The following is a 16,981-nucleotide window of genomic DNA, read 5'->3' as shown; positions in this document are numbered from 1 at the left end:
GTTTTCGGAGCCGCGGCCGTCTCGGCCGTCAGTCTTAACGGAAGCTTGACGCGCTCGGCCCCTTCGTCCATGGGCCACGGCGTCACGCTCCGCTTACGCTGATCGAGCCGTCCAGTGATGGCCGGAACCCCCCTGAGCCACACGATCGGGAGCACGTCGATGGCCACCACCGAGCATCCGGCGCCGAGCCGTCCGAAGCCTTCTCCACCCAGCCGTCTGCGCGCCTGGATGCTGGAGGGCCTGTCGGACATGGGCAAGGAGGGTGGCCACACCGGGCCGCACGCCGAGCCGGAGCCTGCGCACCGGGGTCAGCGGTGGTGGCGGGTGATGTGCCTGACCGGCGTCGACTACTTCTCGACCCTCGGCTACCAGCCGGGCATCGCGGCCCTCGCCGCCGGGCTGCTGTCACCGATCGCGACCATCGTCCTGGTCGTCGTCACGCTGGCGGGCGCCCTGCCCGTCTACCGTCGCGTGGCCGAGGAGAGCCCCCACGGCGAAGGCTCCATCGCGATGCTGGAGCGGCTGCTGTCCTTCTGGCAGGGCAAGCTGTTCGTCCTGACCCTGCTGGGCTTCGCCGCCACCGACTTCCTCATCACCATCACCCTGTCGGCCGCCGACGCCTCCACCCACCTCGTGGAGAACCCGCATCTGACGGGTGCGCTGCACGACAAGCAGATGCTGATCACGCTGATCCTGGTGGCCCTGCTGGGCGCGGTGTTCCTCAAGGGCTTCCTGGAGGCGATCGGCGTCGCCGTCGCCCTCGTGGGTGCCTATCTCGCGCTGAACCTGGTCGTGGTGGTCGTCGGCCTCTACCACGTCGTCACGGCCGGCCATGTGATCACCGACTGGGCGAGCGCCCTCACCGCCCAGCACAGCAACGTCTTCGCCATGGTCGGCGTCGCCCTGCTCGTCTTCCCGAAACTGGCCCTCGGCCTCTCCGGCTTCGAGACGGGCGTGGCCGTGATGCCGCACGTCAAGGGCGATGCGGGCGACACGGAGGAACGGCCGGCCGGGCGTATCCGCGACACGAAGAAGCTGCTCACCACGGCCGCCCTGATCATGAGCGTCTTCCTGATCACGACCAGCTTCATCACCACCCTCCTCATCCCCGAGAAGGAGTTCGAGGCGGGCGGCCAGGCCAACGGCCGTGCGCTCGCCTACCTGGCGCACGACTACCTCGGCAACACCTTCGGCACCGTCTACGACGTCTCGACGATCGCCATCCTCTGGTTCGCCGGCGCGTCCGCGATGGCCGGGCTGCTCAACCTGATGCCGCGCTACCTGCCCCGTTACGGCATGGCCCCGCACTGGGCCCGCGCGGTACGGCCCATGGTCGTCGTGTTCACGCTGATCGCCTTCCTGGTCACCTGGATCTTCGACGCCGACGTCAACGCCCAGGGCGGCGCCTACGCCACCGGTGTGCTCGTCCTCATCAGCTCGGCGGCGATCGCGGTGACCATCGCCGCCCGCAAGGCCCGGCAGCGGAACTGGACGATCGCCTTCGCCGTGATCTCCGCGGTGTTCCTCTACACGACCGTGCTCAACGTCATCGAGCGCCCGGACGGCGTGAAGATCGGTGCCTGCTTCATCGCCGGCATCATCCTTGTCTCCTTGCTGTCGCGCCTGGCCCGGGCGTTCGAGCTGCGCGTGACCAGCGTGACGCTGGACGACATGGCCGAGCGTTTCGTCCGGGACATGGCCAGCCGCCGGATGCGGTTCATCGCCAACGAGCCCGACCGGCGTGACATCGCCGAGTACCGCAACAAGATCGAGCAGATCCGGGCCGACAACGACGTACCCGGCCAGGACGACGTCGTCTTCGTCGAGGTGACGGTGACCGATCCGTCCGAATTCGAGGCGGACCTGACCGTACGCGGCGAGGTGCTGCACGGCCGCTACCGCGTCCTGACCCTGGAGTCGTCCTCCGTCCCGAACGCCCTGGCCGCGCTGCTGCTGCACGTCCGCGACGCCACCGGCCGCACCCCGCACATCTACTTCGAGTGGACCGAGGGCGGGCCCTTCGCCAACTTCCTGCGCTTCTTCCTGTTCGGCCAGGGCGAGGTCGCTCCGGTGACCCGCGAGGTCCTGCGCGAGGCGGAACCGGACCGCAGGCTGCGGCCAAAAGTCCACGTGGGCTGAGCGGGCCCGGGTTCGCACTGTCGTTCACGGTCGAGCGCTCCGGCGCGTGACACCCGACGGCCGGCCCCGCATCCGCCCCCGCTCTCCCCCGCGCCTATCGTGACCGGCATGCAGTCCTACACGATCGGCCAGGCAGCACGGCTGCTCGGCGTCAGCCCGGACACCGCCCGCCGCTGGGCCGACGCGGGCCGCATCACGACCCATCGCGACGAGTCCGGGCGACGGCTCGTCGACGGGCGGGACCTCGCGGCCTTCTCGGTCGAGCTCGCCAGGTCCGGCATCGCCGAGGACGACACCCCGTACACCTCGGCCCGCAACGCGTTTCCCGGCATCGTCACCGCGATCAAACTCGGCGACGTCGCCGCCCAGGTCGAGATCCAGGCCGGCCCGCACCGGCTCGTCTCCCTGCTCACCCGCGAGGCGGTGGAGGAACTGGGCCTGGAGGTCGGCATGGAGGCGACGGCCCGCGTGAAGTCGACGAACGTCCACATCGACCGCGTCTGAGCCCCACACGACAGGGCGGATCGACGCATCTCCACGCATACAGCCCCAACCCGCCCGGCGGTGAACGGCGGGAGGGGCCCCGCACCGCGGAGCCCCTCCCTGTGACCGGTCGGCCGATCAGTCCTCGTACGCGTCCAGCGGCGGGCAGGAGCACACCAGGTTCCGGTCGCCGAAGGCCTGGTCGATGCGGCGCACCGGCGGCCAGTACTTGTCGGCGGCCGACACCCCCGCGGGGAAGACGGCCTCCTCACGGCTGTAGGCGTGCTCCCACGCTCCCGCGAGCGCGCCGGCGGTGTGCGGGGCGCCGCGCAGCGGGTTGTCCTCCGCGGGCCACTCGCCGGAGCCGACCTTCTCGATCTCCCCGCGGATGGCGATCATCGCCTCGCAGAAGCGGTCCAGTTCGGCCAGGTCCTCCGACTCGGTCGGCTCGATCATCAGCGTGCCGGCCACCGGGAACGACATGGTCGGCGCGTGGAAGCCGTAGTCGATCAGCCGCTTGGCGACGTCGTCGACGCTCACTCCGGTCGCCTTGGTCAGGGGCCGCAGGTCGATGATGCACTCGTGCGCGACGAGTCCGCCGGGGCCGGTGTAGAGCACCGGGTAGTGCGGCTCCAGACGCTTGGCGATGTAGTTGGCGCTGAGCACGGCCACCTGCGTGGCCCGCTTCAGCCCCTCGCCGCCCATGAGCCGGACGTACGCCCACGAGATGGGCAGGATGCCGGCGGAACCCCACGGCGCGGCGGAGATGGGCCCGACGCCCGTCTGCGGGCCCGCCTCGGGCTGCAGCGGGTGGTTCGGCAGGAAGGGCGCGAGGTGCTCGCGCACCGCCACCGGGCCGACCCCCGGACCGCCGCCGCCGTGCGGGATGCAGAAGGTCTTGTGCAGGTTCAGGTGCGAGACGTCGCCGCCGAAGTGCCCCGGCTTGGCGAGCCCGACGAGCGCGTTGAGGTTGGCCCCGTCGACGTAGACCTGCCCGCCAGCCTCGTGCACCTGGGCGCAGATCTCGGAGACGTGCTCCTCGAACACACCGTGCGTGGACGGATAGGTGATCATCAGTACGGCCAGCTCGTCGCGGTGCTGCTCGATCTTCGCCCGCAGGTCCTCGACGTCGATCTCGCCGTCCTCGGCGGTCTTCACGACGACGACCTTCATGCCCGCCATCACCGCACTGGCGGCGTTGGTGCCGTGGGCGGACGACGGGATCAGGCAGACGGTGCGCTGCTCGTCCCCGTTGGCCCGGTGGTACCCGCGGACGGCGAGCAGACCGGCCAGCTCACCCTGCGACCCGGCGTTCGGCTGGAGGGAGACCTTGTCGTAGCCGGTGACCTCGGCGAGCCGGTCCTCCAGCTCGTGGATGAGGGTGAGGTAGCCGCCGGCCTGCCCGGCAGGCGCGAAGGGGTGCAGCTGCCCGAACTCGGGCCAGGTGACCGGCTCCATCTCGGTGGTCGCGTTGAGTTTCATCGTGCAGGAGCCCAGCGGGATCATGCCCCGGTCGAGCGCGTAGTCGCGGTCGGCCAGCTTGCGCAGGTAGCGCAGCATGGCGGTCTCGGAGCGGTGCTGGTGGAACACGGGGTGCGTGAGGTAGTCGTCGGTCCGCAGCAGAGTGCCCGGAAGCCCGTCCTCCGTAGCCGCGTCCAGCGCCTCGACGACGCCCTCGACGCCGAAGGCGGCCCACACGGCGCGCAGCTGGGCGCGGGTCGTGGTCTCGTCACAGGCGAGGGAGACGTGGTCGGCGTCGACGCGACGCAGGTTGACCCCGTTGTCCCGCGCGGCGGCGACGATCTCGTCGGCCCGGCCCCCGACGCGCACGGTCAGGGTGTCGAAGTACGCCTCGTGCACGATCTCGACCCCGCCGGCCGCGAGCCCGGCGGCGAGGACGGTGGCGTAGCGGTGGGTGCGCCGCGCGATGCCCTTCAGTCCCTCAGGACCGTGGTAGACGGCGTACATGCCGGCCATGACGGCGAGCAGCACCTGCGCGGTGCAGATGTTGCTGGTCGCTTTCTCGCGGCGGATGTGCTGTTCGCGCGTCTGCAGGGCGAGCCGGTAGGCCTTGTTGCCGTCGGCGTCCACGGACACGCCGACGAGCCGCCCGGGCAGGCTGCGCGCCATCTTGTCCTGGACCGCCATGTAGCCGGCGTGCGGTCCGCCGAAGCCCATGGGCACACCGAAGCGCTGCGTTGTCCCGACGGCGATGTCCGCGCCGAGCTCACCGGGCGACTTCAGCAGCGTCAGCGCGAGCAGGTCGGCGGCGACGGTGACGAGCGCGCCCAGCCCGTGCGCCTGGTCGATGACCGGCTTGATGTCCCGCACGGCACCGGAGGCGCCCGGGTACTGGAGCAGCACGCCGTTGATCTCGCGCTCGGCGAGCTCGGCGGGGATGCCCTCGCTCAGGTCGGCGACGACGACCTCGACGCCGGTCGGTTCGGCGCGGGTCCGGATCACGGCGATGGTCTGCGGCAGCGTGTCCGCGTCGACCAGGAACAGGCCCTTCTTGTTCTTGCCCAGGCGCCGCGACAGCGCCATGGCCTCGGCGGCCGCGGTGCCTTCGTCGAGCAGGGAAGCGCCCGAGGTCGGAAGTCCGGTCAGGTCGGCGACCATGGTCTGGAAGTTGAGCAGCGCCTCGAGCCGGCCCTGTGAGATCTCCGGCTGGTACGGCGTGTAGGCCGTGTACCAGGACGGGTTCTCCATGACGTTGCGCATGATGACCGGCGGCGTGAACGTGCCGTAGTAGCCGAGGCCGATCATGGAGCCGAGGACCTGGTTGCGGTCGGCGAGGGAGCGCAGCTCGGCGATCACCTCGGCCTCGCTGCGGGCGCCGGGCAGGTCGAGCGCCTCGGCGCTCTTGATCACGGCCGGGACCGCGGCGGCGGTCAGCTCGTCCAGCGAGCCGTAACCGACGTGCGCGAGCATCTTGGCGCAGGCCTCGTGGTCGGGGCCGATGTGGCGCTGCTCGAAGGGGACTGCCTCTTCGAGCTCGGAGAGCGGAATGCGGTGGGCGGTCATTACGGAGGCCTCCTGGTCGACACGACCTGCGAGGGGCACCACGGCACGGGTACCCGGACGGCCTCCCCCTCTGTCATCTCAACCTGAGAGCTTCACCGGATCGCCCGAAGGCCTCCGGCTTTCACCGTCGGTGAGAGCGGAAGCCGTCGACACCCGCTCTGCTTTCCAGAGTGACCTCGTCCGTGCGGTACGTGTGCCTGAGAGATTCCGGGGAGGATTTGCTCCTTCGGCGCCTCCGATGGTGTCTGGAGGACTCTCCCGCACGGGGTCAGCAGCCGCTGCCAGCGTACCAGCGAGGTCAGCGCACGAACCTTCGAGTGGCCACATCCCCGCTTGTACCGTTTTGTAGTGTCTACGTATGAGTTGCGACCATGTGGAGGGCCCGTGCGAACCGATATCGATCCGCGCAACCTGATCGGCCGCAAGGCGTTCGACCGCAACGGGACCAGGATCGGCACCATCGACGAGGTCTACCTCGACGACGCCACCGGCGAGCCGGAGTGGGCGGCCATACGGACCGGCCTGTTCAGCAGGGACGCCTTCGTCCCCCTGGAGCCCAGTGAACTGATCGAGGGCGCCCTGCACGTCCCCTTCGAACGCGCCCTGATCAAGGACGCCCCCGACTTCGGCGTGGGCCGCCACCTCTCCCCCGAGCAGGAACTGCAGCTCTACCACCACTACGGTCTCGATGTCGCCGCCCCGCCCCCGCTGCCGGACCACGACTTCGGCAAGCTCGCGGGCACCGACGAAACGGCCTGAGACACCGCCCCGGACGTCCGGTCTCCCTCCTCGGGCGCCCGTAAGACCAGGGGCAGCGGATCCGCCGCCTCCAGATCCGGGTCGTCGACCCGGAAGGTCCGCACCCGCCCGGGCTCCGACGCGGGCGTCTCGAACCGTACGGTGACCCGCCCCAGCCCGCTGCCCTGCACCCAGCCGTGCCCGAACTCGGCGTGCCGCACATCGTGCCCGGCGGGCCAGCGCCGCTCGGCGAGGGGCGGCTGCTCCTCGGCCGGCGCCACGGCGCGCTCCTCGGCCGGGCTCTCCGTGACCGCCCGCTCCCCCGCCGCCTGGGCGAACAGGTCCTCCTGCGTGTAGTCGGCGAGCCCGCTGACCCCCACGCCGAGCAGCCGCACCCCACCGGTCGTGTCGACCGAGTCCAGCAGTCTGGCCGCCGCCTCACGGACCACCGCGGGGTCGTCCGTGGGGCCGCGCAGCGTCTCGGAGCGGGTCAGCGTCGAGAAGTCGTAGCGCCGCACCTTCAGCACGATCGTCCGCCCGGACAGCCCCGCCCCGCGCAGCCGCCGCACGCACCGCTCGGCGAGCCGCTGCACCTCCATCCCGACCCGCGTCCGGTCGTGGATGTCCACGTCGTAGGTGTCCTCGACCGACACCGACTTCGCTTCGCGCTCCGCCACCACGGGCCGGTCGTCCCGGGCCAGGGCCATCGCGTAGAGACCGTGTCCATGCGCCTTGCCCAGCAGCCGGACCAGCTCGTCCTCGCCCGCCTCCACGATCTCCTCGACGGTGGTGATCCCGGCCCGCCGCAGATGGTCGCCCGTCGCCGGCCCCACTCCGGGCAGGGTCCGCACCGGCATCGGCCCGAGCATGGCCCGCTCCGTCCCCGGCTCGATCACCACCAGCCCGTCCGGTTTGGCCTCCTCGGAGGCGATCTTCGCGAGCATCTTGGAGGCGGCCAGCCCCACCGACCCGGTGAGCCCCGTGACGGCCCGTATGTCCGCGCGCAGCCTGGCCCCGGCCAGCCGCGCCGACCGCTCGTCCCAGGCCACTCCACCGGCCTCCAGGTCCACGAACGCCTCGTCCAGGCTCAGCGGCTCCACCAGCGGCGACAGCGCCCGCAGCAGCTCCATCACCCGCTCGCTGATCGAACGGTAGAAATGGAAGCGCGGCACGAGGTACGCGGCGTTGGGCGCGAGCCGGCGGGCCTGACCCATGGGCATCGCCGAATGCACCCCGAACACCCGGGCTTCGTACGACGCGGTCGCCACCACGCCCCGTGGCCCGAGCCCGCCCACGACCACGGCCTTCCCGCGCAGACTCGGCTTGGACGCCTGCTCCACCGAGGCGTAGAAGGCATCCATGTCGAGATGCAGGATCGTGGGCGAGGTTCTCACACCCCCGATGCTGCCCCACGCCACTGACAACGTCCCGCCCGGCCGGTTCCGTCGGCCTGGGAGAGGTGGTTTGCGGCTCGGCAGCAACCGCTTACATCCGGTGCGGAAACGTCCCGCCTCCTTCGACCGCGCACGCCCCCTGCCGCAGGGCGGCTCAGACGGCCCGGTTCCGCCGCCGCGCCAGCTCGTCCGCCGGATTGGGCCCGACCAGGGTCTCGCCGGTGTCGATCCGCTCGCCGTGCAGCTGGGACAGCGCGCTCTCGACGTCCCGCCACACCACCCCGACAGCGATCCCGAAGACTCCCTGACCACCCTGGAGCAGGGCATGGACCTCGTCGGGCGAGGTGCACTCGTAGACCGTCGCGCCGTCACTCATCAGCGTCATGCGCTCGAGGTCGCTGAAACCGCGTTCCCTGAGGTGCTGGACGGCGGTGCGGATGTTCTGCAGCGACACCCCGGTGTCGAGGAACCGCTTGACGATCTTGAGGACGACCACGTCCCGGAAGCTGTACAGCCGCTGCGTCCCGGATCCGTAGGCGGGGCGCACACTGGGCTCGACGAGCCCGGTGCGGGCCCAGTAGTCCAGCTGGCGGTAGGTGATACCGGCGGCCGCGCAGGCCGTGGGGCCGCGATAGCCGATCTGCTCGGACGCCATGGACGTCGTCCCTCCGCTGCTCGGCACCGCTGCCGGTCGCTGCCGAGCGTGATCGGCCGCACCACCGGATTGGGGGAACGCCCCGCCCGGGAGGGGCCGTGAGCCGGGGGGAGGGTACGGACCGCTCGCCCTGAGACTGCGCTCGGGGCCGCCCCCAGCCGTACCGTCGCCGCTGCTTCTCACGCCGACCTCCGTCCTTGACCTGCCTTCTCGACGGTAGGCAGTCACCTGGGGTGCGTCAACGATCGCCACACTCGCCACGCCGAGTGATAATCACCCTGAGAGTGGTTTCCCGTGCCCCGTCGCGGGGAAAGGCTAGCCGAATGTGTCCGGGACGGGCCTCGTGACGCTCTCACACGCCATCGGCACATGCGGATATTTCACCCGTCACACACGGCGGGCGGCCCCGCACGGACCACATCGTCCGCCGGGCCGCCCAGACGCTTCTCAGGCCGCTGCCGCTCCCGAGGACCTCACTGACTGCTGCTGCCGAAGTCCTCCGGGGAAATCTGGTCGAGGAACTCGCGGAACTTCTCCACCTCGTCCTCCTGCTCGTCCGGGATCGCGATACCCGCGTCGTCGAGCACCGTGTCACTGCCGTAGATCGGCGTCCCGGTGCGCAGCGCGAGCGCTATGGCGTCGGACGGGCGAGCGCTCACCTCGACGCCGCTGGCGAAGACCAGCTCCGCGTAGAAGACGCCCTCACGCAGGTCGGTGATGCGCACCTCCGTGAGCTCCTGGCCCACGGCTTCCAACACGTCCTTGAACAGGTCGTGCGTCAGCGGCCGCGCGGGAGCCATGCCCTGCTGGGCGAAGGCGATCGCCGTCGCCTCCCCCGGTCCGATCCAGATGGGGAGGTAACGGTCGCCTCCCACTTCACGCAGCAGCACGATCGGTTGGTTGGAGGGCATCTCGACCCGGACACCTACGACATCGAGCTCGTTCACACAGCAACCCTAGGCCGTGCCCGGGATGTTTGGGTAGTCGGGCCGGGATCGGGCGCCTGATCCGGCCTCGCCGGCGCCCGGCCGCCTCAGGGAAGCCGCAGCCCCAGCGCCGTCCGCACCAGCGCGGCGTGCAGCTTCACCGTGAGCCCCGCCAGCTCCTTGGCCCGGGCCTCGGCGTGAGCCCTGGTCTGCGGGTTCCGGTGCCGCTTCAGCGGTGCCACCACCTGGTCGACGAGCCCGGCCTCGCGTTCGGCAGCGGCCTTCATCGCCCGCAGGTGCCGCGGCTCGATCCCGAACCGGCCGAGCTCCACGACGAGCAGGGCGACGGTGACCGCCTCGGCGTCATAGGCCCCGTCCTCCACAGGAGTGAGGAGTCCGTAGGACTGCCATTTCTCGAGCTCCTGCGCGTCCACGCCGACGGCCGAGAGCAGCTCGTCCCGCCCGATCCGGGCCGCTGAGGGCGGCTCGAGCGGCTCCGACGCGGATTGCCCGTCCCGCTGACGGCCCACGACCGGCAGCTGCACGGCCTCACCACGCTCCATGGCCTCCAGGTGCTCCCGGATCACCCTCAGGGGCAGATAGTGGTCCCGCTGCATCCGCAGCACGTGTCCGAGACGCTCCACGTCCTGGGCGCTGAACTTGCGGTACCCCGAGGGGGTCCGCTGCGGCTCGATGAGCCCTTCCGACTCCAGGAAGCGGATCTTGGAGATGGTCACTTCGGGAAACTCACCGCGCAGCGCGTTCAGCACCGCGCCGATGCTCATCAGCCCACTGTCCGTGGCGGCGGTGCCGTGCCCGGCACCGCCGCTCGGTGTATGAAGCATGGACCTTCCCTGACGGATGGACCTTCGCTGGGTCTGCCCCGGACGCAGCCGGTCAGTAACCCCGCTGGCTTGCGTAGAAGACCAGCCGGTACTTGCCGATCTGCACCTCGTCGCCGTTGTTCAGGGCGACCTGGTCGATCCGCTCCCGGTTCACGTACGTGCCGTTCAGGCTGCCCACGTCGGCCACGGTGAACGAGCCGTCCTGGGCCCGGCGGAACTCCACGTGTCGCCGGGAGACCGTCACGTCGTCCAGGAAGATGTCGCTCTGCGGATGCCGGCCGGCCGTGGTCAGGTCGCCGTCCAGCAGGAAGCGGCTGCCCGAGTTCGGCCCGCGGCGCACGACCAGAAGCGCGGACCCCAGCGGCAGCGCGTCGACAGCCGCCTGCGCCTCGGGGGACAGGGTCGGCATCGGCGTCTGACCGGTGGTCTCGCTGTCGTAGGCCTCGAGACCGGAGATGGAGATCGTGGACGTCGTCTCGGACGGACGCTCCGGTACCGCCCCCGCCCGCAGCGGCGCGCCGCAGTTGGAGCAGAAACGGCTGTTCTCCGCGTTGCGGTTACCGCACCTCGTACACACCAGGGCCGACATCGGATCCTCCTGCCGCGGCTGCCCACCGGGGGCATGGGACGCGTACGGGTCGGAAAACCCTCCACCCGCACTCGAGGCTGACGGTTGCCCGAAACCTATTCCGCCGGCCTGAGCAGGGTCAACCGGCACGCCCTGACCACCGGAGACATCGCCGCCCGGGCCGCCCACCTGGTCCCGGAACAGCGGCCGCTGGCCCTCCGCGTCAGGCTGTGCGCGATGACGAGCGGTCGCGTTGTCGCTGCCCTCTCGCGCGCTCTTGCCGAACAACTTCGCAAACAACTTCACGGGCGATTCCCCTTGACCGAAACAGACCCGCCCGTGGGGCAGGACGAACCCTGACTGAACACTCTGGCCGACCCGGACATCCTGACAACGTCCGTCTGCACCAGACAGTTTCCACCACGCACCGCCCATTCGGTGCGCCGACCCCCCGCAACCTCATGCCCTCGCCTGACGTCGCCCATGCACCCCCTGCTCACTGCGAGGACGACCGAGCGTAGTCAGGCCGCTTCGCTGCTCGCAAGGCGTCCACGACGATGTCGGTCGACCGCTCGACCATGACGGTGGCGTGTTCCTTCTCGAGAGTCTGCACCACGCCTCCGGGGATGTTGAGCGCCGGCTCGAGGTCCTGCGGCTTGCCGATGACCTTGAAACGATAGGGCGCGTTGATCTTGTTCCCGTCGACGCCCACACTCTTGCCGGAGTCCGTGAGGTACGTGCTCGCGACCACCCGGACACCGTTGACCTGGATCGCCTCGGCACCCGCCGCGCGCAGCTCCTGGATCGCGTCGAGCAGCATGTCCGACTCGACCGTCCCCTTCGTGTCCTGGATCGTCATGGTGATGCCGGGCCCCTGCGCGGCCACCGTGCCCGCCAGGATGCCGAGTTGCCTCTCCTTCTCGACCGTCTGCTTCCGGGCCTCCTCGGCCTGGTCGGAGCTGTTCTCCAGCTCGTCGCGCTGCTTCTCGAGACCCTGCTTCTCGTCTTCAAGACGTTGAGTGCGGTCATCCAGTTCATCGAGGATGCGGACAAGATCTTCCTGCCGCGCGCCACGCAGCGCGTTGTCGCTGTCGCTGTTCGACGCCACCTGCACCGCCAGCCCGAACCCGAGACCGAACAGCAGCACCGCGACGATGAGTTGGGCCCGTGTGACACGCGGCGGCCACACCCCCTGTGCCAGCCGTTGCCGACCGGTCAGCCGCGGCTCGGCATCCGCCCGCGGTTCCGGTGCCTGCTCGGTCTCCGGCTCTGCCGGGGCGTCCCCGGCCGCGGGCCCCGCCGCGGACCCGGCCCCGGGCACCTCCTGGGGCAGTTCCTTGCGCAGCCTGTTCCCCGACTCGCCGCCGCCGTCGCGCGTGTCGCCCTGCCCCTCGGTGGGGTCGGCGGCCTCGGCGGGCTTCTCGTCGTGCTCGCTCATCGGCCTCACGCCCGGAAAACGTGCCGGCGGATCGCCGCGGCGTTGGAGAAGATCCGGATGCCGAGGACGACCACCACACCGGTGGACAGCTGCGCACCCACGCCCAGCTTGTCGCCCAGGAACACGATCAGAGCGGCCACGACCACGTTGGACAGGAACGACACCACGAAGACCTTGTCGTCGAAGATGCCGTCGAGCATGGCCCGCAGCCCCCCGAAGACGGCGTCCAGAGCCGCCACGACGGCGATCGGCAGATAAGGCTCGACCACCGCCGGAACCTCAGGCCGGACCAACAGGCCGGCCACGACTCCCACGACGAGGCCCAGTACGGCGATCACGATGTGCCCTTCTCGCTCTTCTCGATGCTCGGCTGTGCTGTACGTACGATCACACTCGGTGCGGCAGGCAGCTTGAGGTCGTCCTCCACGGAGATGCCTGTCCTGATGCCGTAGCTCTCCTGCAGCGCGTTGAGATACAACCCGTCCGCGCTGTCCTGGAACCGTGTGCTCAGCCGCTGCCCGTCCCCCACCGCGAGCACCGTGTACGGCGGCACCAGCGGCTTGTTGTCGACCAGTATGGCGTCCCCGGCGGCCCTGATCGCGGACAGCGCCGTCAGCCGCTGCCCGTTGATGGAGACGGCCTCGGCACCCGACTCCCACAGCCCGTTGACCACGCGCTGCATGTCCCGGTCACGGACGCGGCCGGTGTCGGAGAAGCCGGAGGTCTCCCGCGGGTTGCCGTCGCCACCCGAGGCGGCTTCCTTGGCGTCGTTCACCACGAGCTTCACACCGGGGCCGTGCACCGCGACGGCACCCGACAGGATGCCCGCCAGGTCGGAGTCCCCGCCGCCGCTGTGCTTCAGGGCTTCGCGCTGCCGTGCGCCCACGTCGGCACGCAGCTCGTCGACGGAGTCCTCCAGCTTGTCCGCCGCCTCGGTCTCCCGGTCGATGCGGTCGACCAGCTCTTCCCGCTCCTTGGCGACGACCGGGGCGGCGACCCGCGCCTGCGCGGCCCCGACCGTCACGACCAGGGCCGCGAGCACGAGTCCGGCGGCGAGCCCCAGCTTCGCCCTGAGCGTCTTCGGCATGCCGCTGTCACCCGCCGCCTTCTTCCGCGCGGCCGCCTCGGCATAGCCGTCGTCGAGGCTGTGGTCCATGACATTGGTGAGCAACGACATGGACGCATCCGGGCGCCGAGGCCGCGTGGGTGTGCTCCGAATGGGGGGTTGCTGCGGCATGCCGCACATCGTCGCACGTCGCGAGCACTACCTCCGAACGGGCCCACCGGCGTGCCGGACAGGCCCCGTTGAGGACACTTGTCCGGCACGCACGCGTGCAGCCCGTTCTACCGGCCGGCGCTGTCCACGACCGCCGACCATTCGTCCAGCAGGGCCTGCGCGGAGGCGTCGTCGGGCCCTTCGGCCCACAGGTGGGTGACGGCCTCGGCCGGGTCGGGCAGCACCATCACCCAGCGGCCGTCGGTCTCCACCACACGCACACCGTCCGTGGTGTCCACGAAGCGATCTCCGGCCGCTTCGACGACCCGGCGCATCACGAGCCCCTTGACGGCCCACGGGGTCGCCAGATCGCGCTTCAGCACGTGCGCCCGCGGGATCCTCGCGTCGATCTGGCTGAGCGTGAGCTGCGTCCGCGCCACGAGCCCGATGAGCCGTACGAAGGCCGCGGTGGCGTCGTACACGCTGCTGAACTCGGGGACGATGAACCCGCCCTTGCCGTCACCGCCGAAGATCGTCCCTTCCTCGCCGCCCACGCGTGTGAGGTCGTCGGGCGAGGTGGTCGTCCACTCGACCTGCGTCCCGTGGTACGCCGCGACCTGCTCGGCGATCCGGGTGGTGGTCACCGGCAGCGCGACCCGGCCGCTGCGCCGCTCGGCGGCGACCAGGTCCAGCATCACGAGGAGCGCCCGGTCGTCCTCGATGATCCGGCCCTTCTCGTCGACGAGCGACAGCCGCTCGCCGACGGGGTCGAACCGCACGCCGAACGCGGCTCCCGAGGACGCCACGATCTCCCCGAGGCGCACCATCCCCGACCGCCGCATGTCGGCCGTCTCCGTCGGCCTGGACTCGTCGAGGCCGGGGTTGATCGTGAGCGAGTCGACGCCGAGCTTGCCGAGCAGGCTGGGCAGAACGAGGCCCGCACTGCCGTTGGACGCGTCCACGACGACCTTCAGCCCCGACTCGGAGATGCCTGTCGTGTCGACGTTGCGCAGCAACGACCCGGTGTACGAGTCGAAGACGCTGGCCGGGAAGTGCAGGTCACCGATCTCACCGGGGAACGCGCGGCGGTACTCCTGCCTCGCGAACACCCGGTCCAGCTTCCGCTGGCTGCCCTGCGACAGGTCCGCACCGTTCCCGTCGAAGAACATGATGTCGACGGAGTCCGGCACCCCGGGGGTGGTACGGATCATGATGCCGCCCGCACTGCCACGCGCCGTCTGCTGACGGGCCACGGGCAGCGGCACGTTCTCCAGGTCCCGCACGTCGATCGCGCTGGCCTGCAGCGCCGAGATCACCGCCCGCTTCAGGGCACGGGCACCGCGCGAGTGGTCCCGGGCCGTGGTGACGGTCGAGCCCTTCTTCAGGGTCGTCGCATAGGCGCCGGCGAGCCGCACCGCGAGTTCCGGTGTGATCTCGACGTTCAGGATGCCGGACACACCGCGGGCACCGAAGAGATGCGCCTGGCCCCTGGACTCCCAGATCACCGAGGTGTTGACGAAGGCGCCGGCCTCGATGGTCTTGAAGGGATAGACCCGCACATTGCCCTGGACGATCGATTCCTCACCGATCAGGCACTCATCACCGATGACCGCCCCGTCCTCGATCCGCGCCGCACGCATGATGTCGGTGTTCTTGCCGACCACGCAGCCGCGCAGGTTGCTGTGCGGACCCACGTAGACGTTGTCGTGCACGACAGCCTTGTGCAGGAACGCGCCGCTCTTGACGACCACGTTGGAACCCACGACGGTGTGCTCACGGATTTCGGCACCGGCCTCGACCTTGGCGTAGTCGCCGATGTAGACGGGCCCGCGGAGTACGGCGTCGGAATGGACTTCCGCCCCCTCGGCGACCCACACGCCCGGGGAGATCTCGAAGCCGTCGATGTCGACGTCGACCTTGCCCTCGAGGACATCGGCCTGCGCCTTCACATAGCTCTCGTGCGTGCCGACGTCCTCCCAGTAGCCCTCGGCGATGTAGCCGTAGACAGGCTTGCCTTCCTTCATCAGCTGCGGGAAGACATCACCGGACCAGTCGACGGGCACATCGGGCTCGACGTAGTCGAAGACCTCGGGCTCCATCACGTAGATGCCGGTGTTCACCGTGTCGGAGAAGACCTGGCCCCAGGTGGGCTTCTCGAGGAAGCGCTCCACCTTGCCTTCCTCGTCGACGATGGTGATACCGAATTCCAGCGGATTGGGCACACGCGTCAGACAGACGGTGACCAGTGCGCCCTTCTCCTTGTGGAAATTGATGAGCTCGGTGAGGTCGAAATCGGTGAGAGCGTCACCGGAGATGACGAGGAAGGCATCGTCCTTCAGGGCTTCCTCGGCGTTCTTGACGCTCCCGGCGGTACCGAGTGGCTTCTCCTCATTGGCATAGGTGAGCTCCATACCCAGCTCTTCGCCGTCACCGAAGTAGTTCTTGACGAGCGAGGCCAGGAACTGGACGGTCACGACTGTTTCATTGAGCCCATGCCTTTTGAGCAGCCGAAGAACATGCTCCATGATCGGCCGGTTGGCCACTGGCAGGAGCGGCTTGGGCATGCTTGAGGTCATAGGGCGAAGGCGCGTGCCTTCGCCTCCGGCCATCACGACGGCCTTCATGTCGGAAGCGTCCTCCTCGAAGAGACGGTCTAGCCGACTTCCCCCGCCAGGATTGTCCCGCACTTATCCGGTACGGGCCAACGCTCCGCTACGGAAGCAGGACCATCCGAGAGTTCAATCGGCTATGGCGTCCGCACGGACCAGGCGGCGGACTTGTACCACGTAGAGGACTCCTGCCCACCAGTAGAGCGTTGTACCCCATCCGGCGAACGCCCATCCGAAAATAGCAGCCAGTGACGAGATCCAGCTGCTTCCGTCACTCAGCAGAAGCAGGGGGAAGGCGTACATCAGGTTGAAGGTGGCGGCCTTACCCAGGAAGTTCACCTGGGGCGGCGGATAGCCGTGCCGGCGGAGGATGCCCACCATCACCAAGAGAACCAGCTCGCGCGCCAGAAGTGCGGCGGTCAACCAGAGGGGCAGAATCTCCCGCCACGTGAGGCCGACCAGGGTCGAGAGGATGTAGAGCCGGTCGGCCGCGGGATCCAAGAGCCGACCCAGGCTGCTGATCTGGTTCCAACGCCGCGCGAGCTTGCCGTCCAGATAGTCGCTGACTCCGCTCAGAGCGAGTACCAGAAGGGCCCAGCCGTCACTCTGGGGCCCCCCGAACTCAGGGAGCAGGATCAGCCACAGGAAGACGGGTACGCCGACGAGGCGGGCCATGCTGAGGATGTTCGGGATGGTGAGCACACGGTCCGTCTGGACGCGAGTCTCCTGAACCTCCACCCGGGGGCCTCCTGTGGGAAACGTGCCAACGATGCCCCCTGACCCTACCTCAACGCAAAAAAGCTCTGGCCCTTGGGCTGTTTACCCAAGGACCAGAGCTGTAAAAGGAGTTCGGCGGCGTCCTACTCTCCCACAGGGTCCCCCCTGCAGTACCATCGGCGCTGTAAGGCTTAGCTTCCGGGTTCGGAATGTAACCGGGCGTTTCCCC

Annotated in this window: 14 protein-coding genes, 1 rRNA gene and 1 riboswitch; of the genes, 3 read left to right on the top strand and 12 right to left on the bottom strand. The window is 69.6% G+C overall.

Going from position 1 to position 16,981, the window contains the following annotated elements; all coding sequences use genetic code 11:
* Positions 1-159: 159 nt before the first annotated feature.
* Both ADK65_RS30045 and ADK65_RS30040 read left to right on the top strand, forming a co-directional pair.
* Positions 160-2,139, top strand: a complete 1,980-nt coding sequence (locus ADK65_RS30045; RefSeq protein ID WP_053674135.1) for an APC family permease — start codon at positions 160-162, stop codon at positions 2,137-2,139.
* A gap of 108 nt (positions 2,140-2,247) precedes the next feature.
* Positions 2,248-2,643: a TOBE domain-containing protein gene (locus ADK65_RS30040; protein ID WP_053674134.1), complete on the top strand. Its 396-nt coding sequence runs from the start codon at positions 2,248-2,250 to the stop codon at positions 2,641-2,643.
* Positions 2,644-2,760: 117 nt separating this feature from the next.
* Here the strand turns inward: ADK65_RS30040 and gcvP are convergent, their stop codons facing one another.
* The gene (gene gcvP / locus ADK65_RS30035; protein WP_053674133.1) at positions 2,761-5,646 is read right to left on the bottom strand and encodes an aminomethyl-transferring glycine dehydrogenase; all 2,886 of its coding nucleotides are present in this window, start codon (positions 5,644-5,646) and stop codon (positions 2,761-2,763) included.
* Between the two features lie 175 nt (positions 5,647-5,821).
* Positions 5,822-5,917: riboswitch (glycine riboswitch) on the bottom strand.
* Between the two features lie 113 nt (positions 5,918-6,030).
* Here gcvP and ADK65_RS30030 point away from each other — a divergent pair.
* Positions 6,031-6,405 carry a PRC-barrel domain-containing protein gene (locus ADK65_RS30030; protein WP_031104789.1) on the top strand — a complete coding sequence of 125 codons (375 nt, stop codon included), beginning with the start codon at positions 6,031-6,033 and terminating at the stop codon, positions 6,403-6,405.
* Here the strand turns inward: ADK65_RS30030 and ADK65_RS30025 are convergent.
* The 11 genes from ADK65_RS30025 to rrf form a co-directional block, all read right to left on the bottom strand.
* Positions 6,324-7,778: a DNA polymerase IV gene (locus ADK65_RS30025; RefSeq protein ID WP_053674345.1), complete on the bottom strand. Its 1,455-nt coding sequence runs from the start codon at positions 7,776-7,778 to the stop codon at positions 6,324-6,326. The genes ADK65_RS30030 and ADK65_RS30025 overlap by 82 nt on opposite strands.
* Before the next feature lie 154 nt (positions 7,779-7,932).
* Positions 7,933-8,616 carry a MerR family transcriptional regulator gene (locus ADK65_RS30020; RefSeq protein ID WP_078956217.1) on the bottom strand — a complete coding sequence of 228 codons (684 nt, stop codon included), beginning with the start codon at positions 8,614-8,616 and terminating at the stop codon, positions 7,933-7,935.
* Positions 8,617-8,906: 290 nt separating this feature from the next.
* Complete coding sequence (locus ADK65_RS30015; RefSeq protein WP_003988851.1) at positions 8,907-9,380, bottom strand: bifunctional nuclease family protein; 474 nt, start codon at positions 9,378-9,380, stop codon at positions 8,907-8,909.
* Between the two features lie 86 nt (positions 9,381-9,466).
* Complete coding sequence (locus ADK65_RS30010; protein WP_053674131.1) at positions 9,467-10,204, bottom strand: MerR family transcriptional regulator; 738 nt, start codon at positions 10,202-10,204, stop codon at positions 9,467-9,469.
* Positions 10,205-10,256: 52 nt separating this feature from the next.
* The gene (locus ADK65_RS37580; protein ID WP_078956216.1) at positions 10,257-11,207 is read right to left on the bottom strand and encodes an FHA domain-containing protein; all 951 of its coding nucleotides are present in this window, start codon (positions 11,205-11,207) and stop codon (positions 10,257-10,259) included.
* Between the two features lie 61 nt (positions 11,208-11,268).
* A complete protein-coding gene (locus tag ADK65_RS30000) occupies positions 11,269-12,210 on the bottom strand; it encodes a DUF881 domain-containing protein (protein WP_053674129.1) in 942 nt (313 codons plus the stop codon).
* Between the two features lie 5 nt (positions 12,211-12,215).
* The gene (locus tag ADK65_RS29995; RefSeq protein WP_003988855.1) at positions 12,216-12,548 is read right to left on the bottom strand and encodes a small basic family protein; all 333 of its coding nucleotides are present in this window, start codon (positions 12,546-12,548) and stop codon (positions 12,216-12,218) included.
* Positions 12,545-13,456, bottom strand: coding sequence for a DUF881 domain-containing protein (locus ADK65_RS29990; protein WP_107092415.1), 912 nt, complete (start codon positions 13,454-13,456; stop codon positions 12,545-12,547). The genes ADK65_RS29995 and ADK65_RS29990 overlap by 4 nt, the downstream gene beginning before the upstream one ends.
* A gap of 98 nt (positions 13,457-13,554) precedes the next feature.
* Positions 13,555-16,050: a mannose-1-phosphate guanyltransferase gene (locus tag ADK65_RS29985; protein ID WP_053674127.1), complete on the bottom strand. Its 2,496-nt coding sequence runs from the start codon at positions 16,048-16,050 to the stop codon at positions 13,555-13,557.
* 114 nt (positions 16,051-16,164) lie between these two features.
* Complete coding sequence (locus ADK65_RS29980; protein ID WP_053674126.1) at positions 16,165-16,773, bottom strand: CDP-alcohol phosphatidyltransferase family protein; 609 nt, start codon at positions 16,771-16,773, stop codon at positions 16,165-16,167.
* Positions 16,774-16,882: 109 nt separating this feature from the next.
* Positions 16,883-16,981, bottom strand: a 5S ribosomal RNA gene (gene rrf, locus ADK65_RS29975); the annotation flags it as partial.

The sequence above is a fragment of the Streptomyces sp. NRRL B-1140 genome (assembly GCF_001280065.1).
Classification (GTDB): Bacteria; Actinomycetota; Actinomycetes; order Streptomycetales; family Streptomycetaceae; genus Streptomyces.
This window is presented reverse-complemented; position numbering and strand designations above follow the sequence as displayed.

Coding starts and splice junctions, on each gene's coding strand:
- gcvP (WP_053674133.1), bottom strand. CDS start 5,646: ATGACCGCCCACCGCATTCCGCTCTCCGAGCTCGAAGAGGCAGTCCCC.
- ADK65_RS30010 (WP_053674131.1), bottom strand. CDS start 10,204: ATGCTTCATACACCGAGCGGCGGTGCCGGGCACGGCACCGCCGCCACG.
- ADK65_RS30000 (WP_053674129.1), bottom strand. CDS start 12,210: ATGAGCGAGCACGACGAGAAGCCCGCCGAGGCCGCCGACCCCACCGAG.
- ADK65_RS29985 (WP_053674127.1), bottom strand. CDS start 16,050: ATGAAGGCCGTCGTGATGGCCGGAGGCGAAGGCACGCGCCTTCGCCCT.
- ADK65_RS30040 (WP_053674134.1), top strand. CDS start 2,248: ATGCAGTCCTACACGATCGGCCAGGCAGCACGGCTGCTCGGCGTCAGC.
- ADK65_RS37580 (WP_078956216.1), bottom strand. CDS start 11,207: ATGGGCGGTGCGTGGTGGAAACTGTCTGGTGCAGACGGACGTTGTCAG.
- ADK65_RS29990 (WP_107092415.1), bottom strand. CDS start 13,456: ATGTGCGGCATGCCGCAGCAACCCCCCATTCGGAGCACACCCACGCGG.
- ADK65_RS30045 (WP_053674135.1), top strand. CDS start 160: ATGGCCACCACCGAGCATCCGGCGCCGAGCCGTCCGAAGCCTTCTCCA.